The organism is Halocatena marina (assembly GCF_023276375.1).
In the GTDB taxonomy this organism is placed as follows: Archaea; Halobacteriota; Halobacteria; order Halobacteriales; family Haloarculaceae; genus Halocatena; species Halocatena marina.
This window is the reverse complement of record NZ_JALLPK010000001.1, coordinates 2354208-2372047: the sequence shown is the minus strand read 5'-3', so window position 1 is coordinate 2372047 and position 17840 is coordinate 2354208. Positions and strand designations below refer to the sequence as shown.

20 protein-coding genes are annotated in these 17840 nt (G+C 54.7%); 8 read left to right on the top strand and 12 right to left on the bottom strand.

Annotation, left to right across the window (positions count from 1 at the left end; translation table 11 throughout):
• Positions 1-91 precede the first annotated feature (91 nt).
• Positions 92-754 carry an MBL fold metallo-hydrolase gene (locus MW898_RS10790; RefSeq protein ID WP_248907078.1) on the bottom strand — a complete coding sequence of 221 codons (663 nt, stop codon included), beginning with the start codon at positions 752-754 and terminating at the stop codon, positions 92-94.
• Between the two features lie 42 nt (positions 755-796).
• On the opposite strand from MW898_RS10790, the gene rqcH reads away from it, so the two are divergent.
• From rqcH to MW898_RS10770, 4 genes are all read left to right on the top strand, one after another.
• Positions 797-2896 (top strand): ribosome rescue protein RqcH, encoded by a 2100-nt coding sequence (gene rqcH, locus MW898_RS10785; RefSeq protein ID WP_248907077.1) that lies wholly within the window; start codon positions 797-799, stop codon positions 2894-2896.
• Positions 2897-3052: 156 nt separating this feature from the next.
• The gene (locus MW898_RS10780; RefSeq protein WP_248907076.1) at positions 3053-3880 is read left to right on the top strand and encodes a DUF4013 domain-containing protein; all 828 of its coding nucleotides are present in this window, start codon (positions 3053-3055) and stop codon (positions 3878-3880) included.
• Between the two features lie 226 nt (positions 3881-4106).
• The gene (locus MW898_RS10775; protein ID WP_248907075.1) at positions 4107-4412 is read left to right on the top strand and encodes a helix-turn-helix transcriptional regulator; all 306 of its coding nucleotides are present in this window, start codon (positions 4107-4109) and stop codon (positions 4410-4412) included.
• Positions 4413-4481: 69 nt separating this feature from the next.
• The gene (locus MW898_RS10770) at positions 4482-5174 is read left to right on the top strand and encodes a hypothetical protein (protein WP_248907074.1); all 693 of its coding nucleotides are present in this window, start codon (positions 4482-4484) and stop codon (positions 5172-5174) included.
• Between the two features lie 102 nt (positions 5175-5276).
• On the opposite strand, the gene MW898_RS10765 is transcribed toward MW898_RS10770, so the two are convergent.
• A complete protein-coding gene (locus tag MW898_RS10765) occupies positions 5277-6884 on the bottom strand; it encodes an outer membrane protein assembly factor BamB family protein (protein WP_248907073.1) in 1608 nt (535 codons plus the stop codon).
• Positions 6885-7079: 195 nt separating this feature from the next.
• On the opposite strand from MW898_RS10765, the gene MW898_RS10760 reads away from it, so the two are divergent.
• Positions 7080-7481, top strand: coding sequence for a JAB/MPN domain protein-containing protein (locus tag MW898_RS10760; RefSeq protein WP_248907072.1), 402 nt, complete (start codon positions 7080-7082; stop codon positions 7479-7481).
• Here MW898_RS10760 and MW898_RS10755 read toward each other — a convergent pair.
• Positions 7470-7682: a ribbon-helix-helix domain-containing protein gene (locus MW898_RS10755; RefSeq protein WP_248907071.1), complete on the bottom strand. Its 213-nt coding sequence runs from the start codon at positions 7680-7682 to the stop codon at positions 7470-7472. The genes MW898_RS10760 and MW898_RS10755 overlap by 12 nt on opposite strands.
• 122 nt (positions 7683-7804) lie before the next feature.
• Positions 7805-8245 (bottom strand): arsenic resistance N-acetyltransferase ArsN2, encoded by a 441-nt coding sequence (gene arsN2, locus MW898_RS10750; protein ID WP_248907070.1) that lies wholly within the window; start codon positions 8243-8245, stop codon positions 7805-7807.
• A gap of 316 nt (positions 8246-8561) precedes the next feature.
• Here arsN2 and MW898_RS10745 point away from each other — a divergent pair, with 316 nt between their 5' ends.
• Positions 8562-8891: a hypothetical protein gene (locus MW898_RS10745; RefSeq protein WP_248907069.1), complete on the top strand. Its 330-nt coding sequence runs from the start codon at positions 8562-8564 to the stop codon at positions 8889-8891.
• On the opposite strand, the gene aglJ is transcribed toward MW898_RS10745, so the two are convergent.
• Entirely contained in the window at positions 8888-9934 is a 1047-nt protein-coding gene (aglJ, locus tag MW898_RS10740) for an S-layer glycoprotein N-glycosyltransferase AglJ (RefSeq protein ID WP_248907068.1), read from the bottom strand. The genes MW898_RS10745 and aglJ overlap by 4 nt on opposite strands.
• A gap of 108 nt (positions 9935-10042) precedes the next feature.
• Positions 10043-10735 (bottom strand): DUF7547 family protein, encoded by a 693-nt coding sequence (locus MW898_RS10735; protein ID WP_248907067.1) that lies wholly within the window; start codon positions 10733-10735, stop codon positions 10043-10045.
• A 101-nt stretch (positions 10736-10836) separates the two neighbouring features.
• Between MW898_RS10735 and MW898_RS10730 the strand changes: the two genes are divergently transcribed.
• Entirely contained in the window at positions 10837-11469 is a 633-nt protein-coding gene (locus MW898_RS10730) for a DUF7504 family protein (RefSeq protein ID WP_248907066.1), read from the top strand.
• Positions 11470-11514: 45 nt separating this feature from the next.
• The gene (locus MW898_RS10725; RefSeq protein ID WP_248907065.1) at positions 11515-11655 is read left to right on the top strand and encodes a hypothetical protein; all 141 of its coding nucleotides are present in this window, start codon (positions 11515-11517) and stop codon (positions 11653-11655) included.
• Between the two features lie 96 nt (positions 11656-11751).
• On the opposite strand, the gene dpsA is transcribed toward MW898_RS10725, so the two are convergent.
• The 6 genes from dpsA to MW898_RS10695 form a co-directional block, all read right to left on the bottom strand.
• A complete protein-coding gene (gene dpsA, locus MW898_RS10720; protein WP_248907064.1) occupies positions 11752-12300 on the bottom strand; it encodes a DNA starvation/stationary phase protection protein DpsA in 549 nt (182 codons plus the stop codon).
• A gap of 164 nt (positions 12301-12464) precedes the next feature.
• On the bottom strand, positions 12465-13010 hold the full coding sequence (locus MW898_RS10715; RefSeq protein WP_248907063.1) for a hypothetical protein: 546 nt from the start codon (positions 13008-13010) through the stop codon (positions 12465-12467).
• A gap of 99 nt (positions 13011-13109) precedes the next feature.
• Positions 13110-14312, bottom strand: coding sequence for an XdhC family protein (locus tag MW898_RS10710; protein WP_248907062.1), 1203 nt, complete (start codon positions 14310-14312; stop codon positions 13110-13112).
• A gap of 83 nt (positions 14313-14395) precedes the next feature.
• Positions 14396-15709, bottom strand: coding sequence for a vWA domain-containing protein (locus MW898_RS10705; RefSeq protein ID WP_248907061.1), 1314 nt, complete (start codon positions 15707-15709; stop codon positions 14396-14398).
• Positions 15706-16713: an AAA family ATPase gene (locus MW898_RS10700; RefSeq protein ID WP_248907060.1), complete on the bottom strand. Its 1008-nt coding sequence runs from the start codon at positions 16711-16713 to the stop codon at positions 15706-15708. The genes MW898_RS10705 and MW898_RS10700 overlap by 4 nt, the downstream gene beginning before the upstream one ends.
• A 226-nt stretch (positions 16714-16939) precedes the next feature.
• Positions 16940-17839 (bottom strand): FAD binding domain-containing protein, encoded by a 900-nt coding sequence (locus tag MW898_RS10695; protein WP_248907059.1) that lies wholly within the window; start codon positions 17837-17839, stop codon positions 16940-16942.
• Position 17840: the final 1 nt, after the last annotated feature.

The window sequence follows — 17840 nt, the reverse complement described above, 5'->3', positions numbered from 1 at the left end:
TCCGTTCGATTGATCCGCTTTACGGCACACTGGCGACGAATTCTGTGACGATCCGCAACCATCAGAACGGAGATAATCCACCGATTTTATCTCAATCGACGAAGCCACCGACGTACGCTTCGAGTGTGTCTCGTGCATTCTCCGTCACCGAGGATCCGTGGTAGACGAGGCCGACCTCGAACTCGTAATCGAGGAGCTTCCCCACGCTTTCTTCGGCGAGAATCAGGTCCTCCGAATACATTCCCGGTGGAAGATGAAAGTATCCGGCAGGAAGTCCTCGTTGATCCGCACCGCTCACCGCATCACCAAGGACAGCGATTTCCCGTGTTTCGTTCACCAAGACGTGCTGGTGAGAGCGGTGGCCGGGCATGTGTAGGGCCACGAATCCGCTGATTTTGTCACCCTCACTATACACTGTGTCTGTACGCTCGCCAGCCAGTTCGCTCCCGGCGGGGAGGTACGTCTCGACGCCGTACTTCTCAATTACGGCAGCGAGACCACCGATGTGATCCTGATCGGTGTGCGTGATGACGAGCCGTTCAGGCGTGATGGCTGTCGCGTCAATGCCCTCGATGAGTGCCTCGGTCGAATCGGGAAGACCACTGTCAAACAGCGTCGGATGAGTGCCGTCGACGAGATACGCGCGGATGTGTCCGTTGGGCGTTTCAGCGCAAGTGATTTCGTATACGTCGTCTACGAGTTCGGTCGGCATCGTGTGTACGAGACGCTTTGGGCGACTAATCGTTTCGGGCATGCGGAGCGACATCCCTTTTCACCTGCTCCAATTGTATTCGGTATGGATAGGAAGCGCGAGTTGAGCAGTATCGACCTCAGTGCGCTCACCACGGAGCTACAGTCCTTTGAGGGCGCTAAGGTCGATAAGGCCTATCTCTACGACGATTCGTTGGTGCGGCTTCGGATGCGTGATTTCGATCGCGGTCGCGTCGAGCTGTTGATCGAGGTTGGCGACCCAAAGCGGATACACGTCGCTGACCCAGCGAACGTCTCCGATGCACCAGGGCGTCCGCCACACTTTGCGATGATGCTCCGGAACCGTATTTCTGGTGCGGATTTTGCGGGCGTCGAACAGTACGAATTCGACCGCATCGTAACGCTCCGGTTCGAGCGTCCAGATGGCGACACCCTCGTTGTCGCCGAACTGTTCGGGGATGGTAACGTTGCTGTCTGCAACGCAGAGCACGAGATCCTCGGCTGTTTGGAGACGATTCGACTTTCCTCTCGGACCGTCGCGCCTGGTGCCCGCTATGAGTATCCCCAATCGCGGTTCGATCCGTTGGATGCGACCAAAGACCAGTTCATGCGGCAGATGGATGAGTCTGATACCGACATCGTGCGAACGCTCGCAACACAACTCAACCTCGGTGGATTCTGGGCGGAAGAGCTGTGTACGCGCGCAGGGATCGAGAAAACGAAATCGATTGAGGACGCAGACGAAGCGGAGTATCACGACCTCTTTCGCGTTGTCGACGATCTCCGAGAGACCCTTTCTTCGGGCCGGTTCGATCCACACGTCTACTACGAGGACGGTGATCCAATCGATGCGACGCCAGTCCCGCTCTCAGAGCGTGAGGGCCAAGAGTGCGAGCAGTTCGACTCGTTCAACATGGCGCTCGATGCGTATTTCGCCCAGCTCGAGGAAGCGGGAGAAGAGACAGCCGCACACGAGGAACCTGAACGCCCCGACTTCGAAGGTGAGATCGAGAAGTTCGAACGGATCGTCGAACAACAACAGGGTGCGATCGAGAGCTTCGAAGCGGACGCCAACCAGGAACGTCGGAAAGCTGAACTGCTGTATGAGCGCTACGATCTCGTAGACGAGGTACTCACGGCAGTCCAACACGCCCGGAGTGAGGATCGATCGTGGGACGAGATTGAAGAACGATTCGAAGCGGGAGCCGAACGGGATATTCCCGCCGCGAATGCTATCGAGGACGTAGACGGGACAGACGCAACAGTGACACTTGATCTCGGTGAGCTGTCCGTTACCGTCGATACGACAATCAATATCGAGAAGAACGCGGATCAGCTCTACAAGGAAGCAAAACGGATCGAGGAGAAACGAGAAGGCGCGCTGGAGGCGATCGAAGACACACGCGAGCAACTCGAAGCGGTCAAACAGCGCCGTGAATCGTGGGGGACGGATGACGGGCCCAACGTCCAAAAAGAATCAGACGAGACTGAATCGATCGATTGGCTCTCTCGGTCATCGATCCCGATCCGGCGCGACGAGCAGTGGTACGAGCGTTTCCGTTGGTTCCACACGAGCGATGGATTTCTCGTCATCGGTGGTCGAAACGCCGATCAGAACGAAGAATTAGTCAAGAAATACATGGAACGCGGCGATCTCTTCTTTCACGCGCAGGCCCACGGCGCGCCCGTGACAATCCTGAAAGCGACTGGGCCGAGCGAGGCAGCACGGGATGTCGACATCCCCGAACAGAGCCGAGAAGAAGCCGCCCAGTTCGCCGTTTCCTACTCCTCCGTCTGGAAAGATGGGCACTACAGCGGTGATGTGTATATGGCAGAGCCCGATCAGGTGTCGAAAACACCAGAAAGTGGTGAGTTCATCGAAAAAGGATCATTCGTTATCAGAGGAGAGCGGACCTACTACAACGACACCGCTGTCGGCATCTCTGTTGGTATCACCTGCGAACCACAGACGCGTGTCATCGGCGGGCCCCCGTCTGCTATTGAATCCAGAGCTGTGACGAAGATCGATCTGGAACCCGGACGGTATGCCCAAAACGACATCGCAAAGCGCCTCTATCGACAGTTCGGCGATCGATTCGAAGATCAGTCTTTCCTCAGAAAAGTAGCAAGCCCCGATCAGATACAGGAGTGTTGTCCCACTGGTGGGAGTAGAATTGTTGAGTAACGATACACCTCCTCCAGGATCGTGACCATGCCGGTAATGGCAGGCTCTCGATAGTACTGATCGGCTGGACGATTCGTGGTTTGTTTGGTGTCTTGTGCCGATACACTCTCCTCAGCTTCGGGACAGTTATATCCGTTACACACGAAAGTGTGTGCTGTGATCCGTGAGGCGTTGAACTATCCACCGTCGGGAAAGCACGGTTCAAGAGCAGTTGTTGTTGGCGGACTTTTCTTTGCCGTGCTCGCTGTGGCTATCGTCACTTCCGGGTATCTTCTCAGCAGGGAGCTATCTGCCGAATTTCCAACGTCAGAAGCTACAGAACAGGCGCTTGTGACCGACGAACTGTTCGTCATTCTCATCGCTGTTGCTCTTTTTTATCTCAGTATCCACCTCTTGGTTCGGGGCTATTACGTCGCTGTCTTGCGGACAGTCGTTGGTGTAGCGAATCCTGTTGCTCCCCGGTTTCGAATCCGTGCATTAGTTGATGGCATCAAATCGGCTCTTATCTTGTTCGGCTATCTCGTCCCAGCACTCGTATTAGGAGGTCTTGGTCTATTCATACGACGACCATCTACTCCAGAAACGGAAAACGCGGTGATCAACACAGTGGGTGCGTTCGCGTTCTTACTCGGACTGTTCGCTCTTATCGCTGCTGCGTATCTCGTTCCCGCAGCAACTGCCTTGTTTGCACAGCAAAACTCAGTTCGAGCAGCGTTCGAATTTTCAAGAGTCCGTACCTGTGTTTTCACCGAGGATTACGCTGTTGGTTGGGTGTTTGCCGGTGTCATGCGGCTCATCGTCGTCCCGATTGCAATCCTCCTCGAGTTTATTCTCGTCGGCTTTTTCTTGCGGTTCTATCTGCACGTTTCTATACAACATCTGTACGCGATCGCCGTCACGAGTGCGCTTGGACTCACTGCAGACGATTCAAACAACGGTGGAGACACGCCAGCTGAGGACCCGCTTCACCCATCGGTTGGATGACGATACGGAGAACGAGTATTCACACGCTGATTGAGTGGCTCATCGTATATTAGACCAATTAGTGGCGACTGCCTGCTGTCAACTCCTGGTGTCATTTTGAGCACTAGCCATAGCAATTCATATATAGAACTTTATTGTATTAAAAATTGAGCGACTAATTAAACAACGACTATGTGAAAATACATCGTTAGGAATATATATGGCCAATAACAATCGGTTGGTACTTATGAATGATCTTACTGCATTCCAGCGTGATCTTCTCGTAGTGATCGCGGGTATCGGTGAAGAACATCCTCACGGCTTGGCGATCAAAGAAGCCCTCGATAAATACTACGACTCTCCGATCCAGCACGGCCATCTCTATCCAAATCTTGACGCGCTCGCTGACCGGGGTTTCATTGAGAAAGGGAAACTCGACAAACGTTCGAACTACTACGCACTCACTGACGGAGGGTGGGAAGAACTCACCAACCGGTATCAGTGGGTAGGACAGCAAATCGAACAGCACATGAGTGAAGCGCCAATGAACTGATCAAATTTCAGAGTTGATGGCGGCGATTCTCGGACACGCTTTATGGATTCTGCGGCCGAAATCACAACGATGACACTGAAAGAATCGGGGCCGACTCAGTTAGAAGAGATCGACCGGTGGGATGGTGGAGTCGGCTGGATTGCTTATCCAAACGAACAGATGCAACGCGCGAGCCACGCTCTCATGGGACGTGACAGTGACGGTAATGATGGAGTTTGGCTCGTCGATCCTGTCGATTCGGATACTCTCGATGAGCTGTTATCTGAATCCGGTCCAGTGCTCGGCGTACTCGTTTTGCTTGATCGACACAAGCGAGATGCGGCGGCGATTGCCCGTCGTCACGATGTCTCGGTTCACCGTCCATCGTGGATGCGTACGATCGACGATTCGATCGACGCTCCTGTGAGGACACTTGGAAGTGAGCTCGGAGACACTGGATACAGTGTTCGCAAACGGATCGATCTCCCAGTCTGGAAGGAAGCAGTGCTATATCGACCCGATGATGGAACACTCCTCGTTCCCGAGTCGCTCGGAACTGTCAGATATTTTTGTGCGCCTGGAGAGCGTCTGGGAGTTCATCCGATCCTCCGTTTTACTCCACCGACGGACCTCACGGAGCTGTCGGTAGAGCGTCTCTTCGTTGGTCACGGCTCCGGCGTCACCGAGAACGCGACTGCAGCGATCAGAGACGCCGTCACAGGTTCGCGTTCCCGTGCGCCGTCACTCTATCTGAATACGCTTAAAGAGAGTGTCCTCTCGTAGCAATTTGAAACGGTGAACAGCTAACTATTCTCCAGACACAATCGGATGGTGCACGCCGCGGGAGTTCAGTCCCGTACGTTGTTGGATCGAATGGGATCCTTGTCACTCTTCGTTGCGTGTGAATGCGCGCCACGCTATTAGTCCGATTCCACCGAGGGCGGACGCTACCCCAAACCCCGGACCGTCTGTCGCCGTTGTCTGCTCCGACGCCGTGCTGACTGTCGGGCTCGGGTCTGACGGGTTCGAGTCTGTTGGGGACGGGACAGCGGTTGCGGGCGCTGACGTCTCAGATGATGGGGCTGTTGTGGACAGCGTTCCTGTTTCCGTATTCCTTTCTGTTGTCGTGGATGGTGGTTCGGTCGTAGTGGTACCGACCTGAAGCGTTTCTGTTGGTGGTGATGGTTCGGGCTGTTCGGTTGTGCCGCTCAGCACGATGAGTTTATCACCGCCAATGTACACACGGCCCCCGGCGACCGCGCGTAAGGAATAGCCGAATATCCACGGTCCGGGTATTGCATGCGTCCACGCAACGGACCCGTCTGTAGGGTTCAGGGCGGCCCCACCGACGTAGAGGAGAGAACCGACTCGTGCGACTCCGTCTGTCGGGACGTTCATGACGGGCCCTTCGTCTTGTTCGGGGGGTTGTGGTATGGATGCCCGCCAACGCTCGCTGCCGTCGTTCCGGCTGAGAGCAATGATATCGGCGTCGCTTTTGTGAATCTGAATGTATACGTGCTCGTCGTCTACCGCACCGACGTCCAGACTGGGATAGTCGTCAGATGACGGATAGGCAGTGCGCCAGTATTCGTCTCCTGTCGCTGCGTCGAGTGCGATGAGCGTCATCCCCGGCGGATTTTCCTCGGTGACAAACAGCGTTCCATCGGACACGATTGGGGTGGACGTGGTGTTTACCCGAGGTAGTGCCGTCCAGACGGTTTTGCCAGTCGCCGTATCGAGTGCTTGCACACCCTTCTCACGAGGAAGGTACAATCGACCATCGGCGACGGGGAGCGTCTCCTTGGTATCTGTTTTGAGCGGCCGTCGCCAGCGGACGGTTCCATCGTCCCCGTCAAACGCATACCACCAGTTCTTCGTCCCGCCGTCAATGTCTGGACCGCTCGTGAAGATTGCTCCATCGGCGGCAACGACCGGTGAGAATAATCCACTAGACAGCCCATCTGAGTCGACCCGCCAGCGTTTTTCGCCGGTTTCCGCGTCGACAGCGATCAATGCAGTGTGCTGTGCGTCACCAGCGTCGTACACCCCGATTCGGACCGATGCGTACACCGTCCCATCCATAACGGCGGGAGACTGCACTTCCGGAGTGTTCCCTGCGTCGTGGTACTCGAGGTCTGGGACGGTCGGATCGAACGACCAGCGCTCGGCCCCGTCAGCGACATTCAGTGCCCGTAACGGTCCACCACCAGTGTAGACTGTGTCATCGACGACTGCCACCCCGTCGTTGTTGTTACCGCGGCTGAGAGAATGATCCCACGCTTTCGTGATGTCTCCTGTCGGACCGACATCTTCGGGGAGATACCCGGAATGGCCAGCGGTCGCTCCAGGATGTGTCCAATTACCAGCCGTTGTGGATGTCTCCCCTCGTGCAAACCCACCCGAATCACGAGTGAATAAACCAAAACTAGTCAATATTGAGGTAGTTCCTGCAAGAAACGAACGCCGATTGACCGCTACATCGCGGCTATTCATAGATACCGATACGATCGGTGAAATTGGTATATGTCTTCTGGCCATCAACAAGACGCTGTAATTACTTGTCTGGTGAGCAGTAGATGGGCTTTCCGCACACAATTTATGTTTATAATTTGGTGAGTTGGTCGGTATCCATTCAATAGAACCGCATGTAGCGATCGAGTTATCCGACCGTAGCTACTACTATGGGGTGTGTACATTACTCGCGGACTCGTGTCGGTGTTACTCGATTTCGCCCGCGAGCGGGATCCGGACCCAATCTCTATCGGTCTCACTGTGACACGGGCAGAAGAGCTCACGGGCGATGCTGACTCGCTCGCGTCCGATACCCCGGTGTTCACCCACTTCTACCTCCCTGAGGCAGGACAATCGGTGAATGCCGTCTTCGGCGTTGATCTCGGAACGCCACGGACGCAGGGTCGTTTTATTTCCCATCCAGACGGGCATCGCGATCTCCGACGGACGGATGATCTCCACGAAGTCGTGTTCGTTGCGATTCCACCGTGGAGTGAGATCACCGCGTTCGATCGGAGTGGACAGCAACTATCAGTGACGACACTTGATGCAGAGCCGCCAGTCGAATCAGTCTCGTAGATAACCGAGATCGCGCAACTGACTAGCTATTTCCTCAAATTCTGCCTCTGTGAGGCTCCCAGATCGCTGGTGCTGAATGACGATACTCCGGAGGAGGAACCGAACGAGGTCGCTGGTGCTTGAAAAACTCGTTCCCTCGATCGTCTCATCAACACGGTCTGCTAGATCCTTCGGAATGGACACAGTAGTATACTCCGTCATGGTATATACAAATCAATCCAGCCAGATATATCATCCGCCGTTTTCTTTCTATCTTATCTCATTCTGAAAGTAGTCGGTACGCCACGTGTGATTGAGTGACGGAACTGAGCGTCCGAGGATCGCTAAAGGGTCCTTTTCAGACAGGTCGCCGTCGATGGACAGAGATCGCTGAATTCGCTCGTCTGTTGAATCGATCTTGGAACAGTGTCTCGATCGACGTTCTTGAATTCAAGCTGGCGAAAGAACTCATCCGCAGTCGTCGTCAAGAGATACATCGTTGCGACGCCCTTTCTACGGGCCACTGCGAGCAACTGCTCACAGAGTAGTTTCCCGTAGCCCTTGTTGCGTTCTGCTTCTTCAATCGCCACCGAACGGAGGAGTGCGTCCTGACCGTACTGTTCGAATCCACCAACCCCAACTCGTTTCCCGTCGATAGTGCAAACGGAGAGACTGTCGAATACGTCTGGGATATCATCTACCGGGAGTCCGTTCTCTCTGAGAAGTGATTTGAGATAACCAATATCATCCCGCTTAGCCGCTCGCAAATCTATCTCGTCGGTCATGCACACTAATTGCGTTCCATCAATATATGATCGGGTGCTCTCGTAACTGCGATTGGAGTGTGTGCTGTGACAAAATGTTGGATTGAGTACGGTCTACGCACCGAACCTGATCGATACAACGGCAAATCTGGCCGCTCGCTACTAATAGCGAATCACTCAGACGACCCTGTGATGACTCGACGAACGGAGAGCACACAGCAAGAAACCACAACCAGGTTATAATAACTCTCAAATGAATTGAAATTTGTTGGTTCAAAACACATCAATAGATGGAAGAGGGAGTAGCTTTTCAATCGCGGGGACAGTATCGTTTCCAATGGCGGTTCGTCCACCCACAGGCAATACTGGCGAGGAACCAGATACGATCGCATTTGGCATCGCTGCGCTCGATTCGTATCTCGATGAGGAAGACATCTCGTTCCCGACGACCAAAGAATCACTTCGGGATTCGCTCGGCACCGTCGGCATTCCTTACAATGCCGCTGGAAGTACGATGCCACTCGATGAAGCGATCGAACAGGTTCCAAAGCAACGCTTCGAGAGCAAACGAGAACTACTGAACGCCTTGCATCCGGTTTTCGAGGAACGCCGTGAGGCCGGGCCAACTAAGATTCTTGATCGGATCCGATCATTTATTCCGTTCTAATCGTCGATTCCAACCGCCTGATCGGGTTTCTCTTCACGTTCGGAGCTTCGGCTTTTTTGTTCGCTCTGTGTTTGCTCGATAGTTTCATCCCAGTCGGCATGAATCTCTGATTCGGTTTCGGGTTCGATGAGCTGGGTAGCGAGCTCTTCGACCTGTCGGGTGTGTTCTCTATTCACCGCAATGACCATATCGGAGAGTACACCGAACATGAACAGCTGTACCCCAAGAAGGATAGCAAACGCCGAGACGATTGCCAGCGCTTCGTGAGAAACGTGATGTACGTACCATTCATAGCCAATGAACGCACCGATTGCAATCCCAGAAACTATACTTACGCTTCCAACGCTTCCAAAGTAAAATAGCGGATTGTTCGTTCGAGCGAGGCTGTAGAGCGTGTGGATGATACGACCTCCGTCGCGGAACGGATCGAGATTCGTCTCTGATGATTCTGGTCGCGGGTGGTACTGTACTGGGACAATAGCCGTCGGAATCCGGTGTTTGACGCACGCAACGGCGAGTTCGGTTTCGATCGTGAACCCATCAGCTGTAAGGACGAATCGCTCGAGCGATTCACGAGTGAACGCCCGGTACCCGCTGAGAATATCGCCGAAATCACGTCCGTGGATCATCGCAAACGTCCCGTTGATGACCCGGTTGCCGAACTGATTGAGTCGGTTCATTGCCTGTTCGTCCATATTGGCGAATCGATTGCCGATGACGTGTTCTGCCCGTCCCTCAACCAGCGGGTTGAGGAGCTGGTCTGCGTCTGCTGGGTCGTAGGTCGCATCCCCGTCGATCATGAGGATGTACGACGACTCGATGTATTCGAGCCCCTCACGAACCGCTTGTCCCTTTCCAGAACGCCGCTGTTCGATGACGCGTGCACCGTGCTCTGTGGCGATTTCTTGGGTGCCATCGGTCGAACGGCCATCGATAACGAGGACGTTCGTGTATCCTTGATCAGTAAATCCGTCGATGACACCACCGATGGTTGAAGCCTCGTTAAATGTCGGAATGAGGATACATACATCCGTGATAGCCATTATCCACACCTCGCTTCCCGACGCGCAAAAATCTCACTTTCTATTCTCATAATAGATCACCGAGTATCTGAATACATTCCGGCTTCTGTACTTCAAACCATCAATCGCTCAATCATGTCCTTGATCGTCGTCATCTCGGAGCTCACGCTTGATCGTATCGAGCTCGTCGTCGACGCTTAGCTCGTCAGTGTCTTCATTCTCATCACTGTCTGTCTCTTCTTCAACGTCGATCGTGATGACGCCATCGTCTTCTTGACCTTGAGACTGTTCTCGGTCTTGATCTTGATCTCGGTCTCTACTGTTCGAACGACTTTGTTCTGTCCTCGCGCCAGTGAGCTGTGTATCAATCTCCTCGCGGAGTGCACGGGCATCATCTAAGAGAGTGCGGGCTTCGGAGTCAGTTGGTTCTCCGTCTAATGCGCCTTGCAGATCCGAAAGGGCATCATCCAGTGTATCGAGCGTGCGACGGCCAGTCGTTCGAACACGCCGACTGGTTTTGAATGGCGTCGAATCAGATTGCCGTCCATCGTCGCGGCCATTGACGAGTCGAAGCAATCCTTGGAGAAGTTCGAGCGCGCGAATATTCGTCTCCAGAAGTGAGATGAGCGTTGGAATCGTGTGCTCTTCGGTAAATCGAAGAAACCGTCTCGGTGATGGCGGACGACGTCGCTCCCGTGCCTGGTGCTGATCACGGGGCTGACGGTGGCGTTCTTCATCAGCGAGAACGTCTTGTAACTCCGAGAGTGTCCCCGAGAGCTCCGAGAGCAGTTCGTCGAGATCATCATCGTGACGCCGGCTCATACAGGTACTCTACTCCCCGAAGTGAAACACGTATCGGAAGTGCGACTTTGATGCTTCCAGAAAGTTTATAATATATACAGGTAGTACTGTGTATCATTAGGATGGATGGGGAGAATGAAACAAGAGCATTCGCTCGTTCGCTTTCGGCCCTCAAGCAGCGCGGGTGTAATCTGCTCATCGCCGGCCCGGTTCGTGATGGGACGCACCTCGAACTCTCTCGCCAGTTGATGGGGACTGCAGACGCTGAATCCCGATGGCGATTGGTCGTTGCGACCGACAGCTACGGGGTCGGTACCCGATGTTCAGAGACGACTGATGCGGACACCTATCGGGTCATCGATCATCGTCCTGCAATGCGCAGCGCCGCAATCAGTGCAAACGCATCGAGTCCACTGGACGTCTCAGCGTTAGAGAGAGAGATGCTCAGTGCAATTGATGACTTTGACGCTGCTGCGGAGGGACTCTCGCCGGGAGAACTGCGCGTCTGTGTCGATTCGCTCCGACCCCTCGTCGACATGTACGGGACAAATGGAATTGAGTCGTTTCTCGATACCGTCACCGAACGAATCGGCGAGACCAATGGAATGGGACATTTTCACCTCCCGGTCGAACTTGAGTGTGAGGTTGTTTCGGAACTCATGCCCCAGTTCGATATTCTCATCGAACTCAGTCCCGGGAAACACCGTTGGCATCTCACGGAGGACGATATTCTCACAGATTGGCTTCCGGTCTAGGCCAACCAAAACGTTTTTGACTTTAGGCCAGCCTAATCACCGATAATGGCCACTCTGCCGACGGCTGACGACACCGAGGCTATCATCACTACACACGCTACCGCACCGGAGAAGACCGTTTTCGTCGAATCGGGCAATCACGATGCGTGGATCGCGACGGATCTCGTCGTTGACCTCGAACGATGAGTTCGTAGCCTCGATGTTCTCATATTACTAAGGAACGAACCGAAACCGCAAACAACCCGAGAAGAAATCGATCCGTGGTCTGGCAACTACTGTCTCTCAGTGAGTTGCTTCTTCGAGGACGAGGGTGTCGTCTTCGAGGTAGTGTTCGATGTGGTGTGCATCCTCTTCGACCTCGACGAGAATCTCGCGCAACATCTCACTCGTCGCGAAGTCGCCAAGATTGTCACTGAGTTCGATGTGATCGCGGAGTGACTCGATGATGTCACCGTATATCTCAAGATCGTTTCTGAGCGACAGTCGAACGTCGTACACGTCTTCCCCTTCGAACGTGACCGTCGCGCGCTCTTCTTGTGCAGATGGTCCTGCAACCGGAACCCCACCAAGAGCCTGAGCACGCTCTGCAATCTCGTCTGCTCCTTCTTCGACCGTTTCGTACGCTTCTTCGAGGAAGCGGTGCAGTTCGAGGAACTCTGCACCTTCGACGTTCCAGTGGTGCTTTTTTAGCTGGTGGTATAGAACGTACGAGTTTGCTAGGTCTGTGTTGAGCGCGTCGATGATCTGCTCTGCGCGATCTGTGTCGATGCGCAGTGCATTCTCTTCGACGTCACCCTTCTTCTGACGAATTCGCTCTTCTTGGGTGCTCATTACACCTCTGAATACTCACGCTTCCTACTTAAAGATTCTCAAACTGGGAAATATTTTTTGGCCAACCAAAAGACCGATTCGCATCAAATAATCTTTTACCAATCAAATTCGAACTAGCTTGTGTTATATCGAAAATCGGTCAATTCAGATCTGCAGCAATGGAGTTATGATCGTCGTTTGCTCATGGCTTCCTTGCCATTGTGGACGACGACGACTCGGTTTGGAAGCTCGTCTTCGAAGGTGCACGTGGTGTTATATTCGATATTTGATAGGCACATCGAACAGAGTTCGTTGTTCTTATTCTCGAACGACCGAATCCTCACGGTCAGGGTATCCTGTTCGAGTGTTACATCCTTCAGCTCAGCTGTATAGCAGGAGTTCGATCCACTGATTGTTCCTGTAACCTGAACAGTGCGCCCCTCGAACGAGGCGTTGGTCTCTATTTTTTCCTTCCCACACCCACTCGAGACAACGTTGAACGATTTTTTTGCAAGTGTCGATTGCTGCTTTCCTGATTGGGTTCCATCAGAATCGGTATCAGTACCGGATCCCTCGTTCTCAGTTCGGTTTTCGTGGTCAGTTTTGTCTTCCGAGTTGTTCGTCGTCTCGTTTCCATTGGTTGCATCGGTGCTGCTCTGACGAGCAATACATCCCGCTAGTCCGAGTGTGACGCCCCCAGCAACACTTTTGAGAAGTTTGCGTCGGTTCATGTGTTTAATTGTGTGGCCACGACAAAAATGGGTTAGGAAATAACATATGGTTGTTTGATCGATACGTGGGTGATCGAACGAATCTGTATCCCGGTTCGATTAGTCGTCTGATTGTGGTGAACCAAGTGTCACGCGCTCGTGGATTGGTCCCTCACGGGCTTTGAGGTGTCGCGGTGCCCGGTTATTATCAACTACAAGTAGCTCTGAAACAATGCTGTGGGCTATTTGGTACGGAGTATCACCACCGAGGTCGAGTCCGGCGGGAGTGTAGAGATTCTGTAGTTCGTTGGGAGTCTTGGCCTGTTCCTCTTCGGCGAAATCGTCTTGCATCTCCTCGAAACGTTCGCGTGGCCCCATGAGACCGATGTACGGAACGTTTGTCGAGAGTAGTTCGTCCACAGTCAGACGATCATCAATAAAGTTGTGTGTCATTACGACAGCGTAGGTGTTTTCATTGAAGGTGAGATCCTCTCGGAGTCGTCCCGGAGACGTTGACACCACACGATCGGCAGCCGGGAACCGATCTTCGGTCGCACTTGCGCCACGAAATCCGACCACTGTCACGCGAAAGTCCGCATTTTTCGCTAGTTCACAGACTGGCTCAACGTCGTGACCGGTGCCGAACACGAACAGCTCTGGTGGTGCGGCCACACCGTCGATGAACACTGTCGCGTGCTCTGTGTTTTCACTTCCGTCGCTTGCTTTGCGTTCGACCGTTACCGTCTCTGCCTTCCCACGCGAAGCGAGCGTTTCGGCTGGTTCCCGAACAGCTCGGACAAGCCAGTCCGGCCACGCTCCCGATACGCGGTCGAATGTTGCTGGCGCTGGTTCACAATACGCTCGATCACCGAGATACACTGCTCCATCCTGTATGCTTTGTGCCCGATCGGTGCTGTCGAGGACGGTACAAACGGCGATGTTGTTCCCGGCTGCGAACGCAGAGAGGACTGGTCGATACTGTTCGGACAGTGGTTCGATGAGGATATCGATCACTCCGTTACATCCGACACCGAGTCCCCAGACATCATCATCGCCCATTAGATCGAACGTCTCGACGCGTGGTTCTCCCGCAGCGAGCACATCAGTGGCAAGCGACCGAACGTCCTCTTCGAGACAGCCAGCTGTGACGCTCCCGATTCCGCCACCGTCTTCGGGAATGATCATCTTCGCGCCAGGGCGGCGATACGCACTCCCACGCACGTCGACGACCGTCGCCAGCGCAGCAGGCCGATCTGCCTCAAGTACTTCACGGGCGGCAGCGAGCACCTCCGTTTCCGGTACACTCCAGTTACTTGCGCTCATTGTTCTCTAGTAACATACTAGTTCGTGGTGAGTAATGACTCTTTCCCGACCTCCGCCAGCTTCGTGCACAGCGATCGTTCCGATCATGCATCGGTCCGTCTCGGATCGTGCTCGTAGCCAATCGAGCGTCGGTCGAGTTCGAGCTGTCGAGCGATCTCTGCAAGATCGCTCGGACCGCTGAACGCGAACAGCCCGTCGGTGTAGGGCAGTGCTGCTGCCATCCCCCGTGCTGTTGGTTCGTAAGCGGGCGAGACCGCAAGGGGATTGAGCCAGAACGAACGACGGGCTTTGTGTGACAGCCACACCATCCCTTCTTCGAGACGATCAACATCACCCATCTCGAGTCCATCGCTCACGATGAAGACGACCGTCCGACGGTCAATCGCATCTGGATGTTCGTGCCTAACCACATCGAGTGCGTTTCCAATGCGGGTTCCTCCACCCCACTCGGTTTCAGCGCGTCTGAGCGCATCAACCGCCGCCTCGTCAGTCGGGGCGTGAAACGGCTCAGTCACATCACGGATGTTCGTATCGAAGAAGAACACCCGAACCTGACGCCATGCTGTAGACACCGCGTGCAGAAATCGAATGAGAAAGGAGCGATCGACGATATCGAGCACTGATCGGCTCACATCGACGAGCAACACGGCACGGACCGCGCGTTCGGCACGGTCGCGCTGTGGCAGCGAAACGACCGTCCCTCCTGTCGATATACTCTCTCTGAGCGCTCTTCGAGCGTATGCGTGGTCTGTTCCCGTTTGACTCCACCGTCGGTCACGCAGCCCTCCGATAGCAAGCGTCAGTCTGCGTACTGCCCGATCGAGCTCTGTGTGCCGGACTGTCGTCTCGATGGACACCGGCTCTGAGTGTCCCGTTGGGCTGTAGCGTGCGGTCGTCGTTGTCTCCGATTCGTTTTCTGATTCGGTGGTTGTTCCTGATGATTTTGTCCACCGCGAAATGCTCTCTTGTGCAGACTCGTCGCTGACAGCGTTCCTGTTAGTGTCGCTCGTAGCTGCTTCCCGGGTGGTGAGGGGAGCGAGCTGCCCATCTGGTTCGTCCGGACGATCTGGTCCGTCGCTAATGTCGAGTCCGGCAGTCAGTCGTCGCCAGAACTCGGGAAACAGCCGGTCGAACGTGGCGATATCTGCTTGCCGTGAGATAAGAGACGCCCGAAGCGCAGCGCGTACGCGCTCTTTATCGTCGAACCCGACTGTCACGAGCGCCCGTGCAGCCGTTATTGCTGCGTTTGCGGGAACGTTCACCCCCGACTGTCTGAGCACCCGACAGAATCCGAGCAGTGCGGACAGCACTGTATCTCGCGCCGCGACCACATCGATCGTCCCGTTCTGATTGGGGTCGGTGTTCTCGCTGCCTTCTCCGGAAAACGGGCCGTTCATCCTTCTGCTCGGGCGTCACTCGCCGATTCCAGCAACGCCGACAGTAAGGAATCATCGACGCGTTGGATGTCTTCGACCTCCTTTAAGAGACAACCGAGCGTATTCTCGACGGTCGAAAGCGACAACGGCCCGTCGCCGTCCTGTCGGAGTTCTGCGACGGCACGCGCCCAATCTAAGGTCTCGGCAACGCCGGGCTGTTTCAAAAACGGTTCCTCACGGAGTCGCTGGGTCATTGCACACACCTCGGTGGCGACCGCCCCGTCGAGTTCTGGCACCTTCTGGCGGACGATTGCACGCTCTTTTTCGTACGACGGTGGCTCGACGTGGAGATAGAGACACCGTCGTTTCAGCGCGTCCGACAGCCCCCGTGTCCGGTTCGAAGTGATAATAACGATCGGTGGAACGGTCGCACGAACGGTACCGAGTTCTGGAATCGTGACCTGCATGTCCGACAGCACTTCCAAAAGGAGTGCCTCAAACTCCTCGTCAGCGCGGTCAATCTCGTCGATGAGCAGTACGGGTGGCGGTGGGTGCTCTGCTGAGACCGCGCGCAGCAATGGCCGTTCCAAGAGATACTCTTCGGAGAACACCGTCGACGGCTCGTCCCCGTTTTCATCGGTGTCTTCACTCCCGTCTTCGTGAACGTCGATTGTCTCGACGTCACTCGTACTCTCGAGTTCTTCTGCAACGCCCTGTTCGCCCGCTTGTATCGAGAGGAGCTGTTTGGTGTAGTTCCACTCGTAGAGAGTGTTCTCGGCAGTCAACCCTTCATAACACTGGAGTCGAATGAGCTCAGTATCGAATCCCGTTGCGAGTACCTTCCCGAGTTCGGTCTTTCCCGACCCCGGCTCACCCTCAATGAGCAGCGGCTTATCGAGCCGTAACGCGAGCAACACAGTGGTTACAATGTCGTCTTCGGCGACGTAATCCGTCGATTCGAACAGCTCGCGGAGCTCAGTTTCGCTAAACGCCGAAAACGAATGTTGTCGGTCCGTCTCGTTCATACTCGACAATCCAGCTTCGTTCGGTTTCGGTGCGCTACGGATATCATCAGTTGGTAGGTGTTGGCGTGCGAAACATAAAAAACACTCAGCTAATCACAGGAACTGAACTGGTTCAAGCGGATCGACTCAGCTTCGACGGAAACAAAATGTAGCTGCCAATTCGGTTCGAGTTGAATTGAATCGGATCAGAACAGATCAGATTTGTTGGTTTGCTGCTTCGATCTGTTTAGTCGGCCGCTGGTGCTGGTGCATTCACTCGGTCGAGTCCGCTTTCGAGTGCACGTTTCGTGTACACCTTGAGCAGTTGGGCACGGAACTCACTCGATGCTTGGAGGTCATCCATCAACAGCATGGTGTCGAGGTCGTCGGTCGCGTGCTCGGCGGCTTCTGCGATCGTCTCATCTGAAAGCGTCTCGCCTGTGAGCGCTTCTTCGACCGGTTCGAGCCTAACTGCATGATCCATCGCGCCGTTTGCAGCGATCCGCGCCGAGTCAACAGACTCTCCGTCGAGTTCGAGCACGACTGCCACACCGACCATTGCGTATCCGGACGACGGGCTTGGCTTTTTCGCGTACGCACCGACGTGACTGTTCTGTCCCCGCTTTGGGAGTTCGAGTCGAGTGAGGATCTCGTCTTCAGCGAGAGCGGTCGTGTACATCGTCTCGAAGAAGTCGTCGACTGGGATCGAGCGTTCGCCATCCGGTCCGTGAGCGACGACTGTTCCATCTGAAGCGAGCAGTGCGGCTGGGAGGTCTGAGGCAGGATCTGCGTGAGCGATGTTCCCACCGACAGTTCCCCGGTTTCGGACCTGCACGTCACCGATGCGGTGAGCGGCTTCTGCGAAGGCAGTCGCTCCATTCCACATCGTCTCTGCGTCATCAACCGCAGAATACGACGTGAGCGCGCCAAGATTGATAGACTCTCCGTTCTCCTCAATCCCGTTTAGTTCGTCGATATGTCCGATATCGATCAGCGCATCCGGACTTGCGAGTCCGGATTTCATCGTTGGGAGCAGGCTGTGGCCCCCAGCGAGCAGTTCGGCGTTCTCGTCTGCATACTGATCCATGAGCGAGAGCGCGTCTTCGACGCTCTCGGCCCGCTCGTACTCGAATGATGATGGATACATG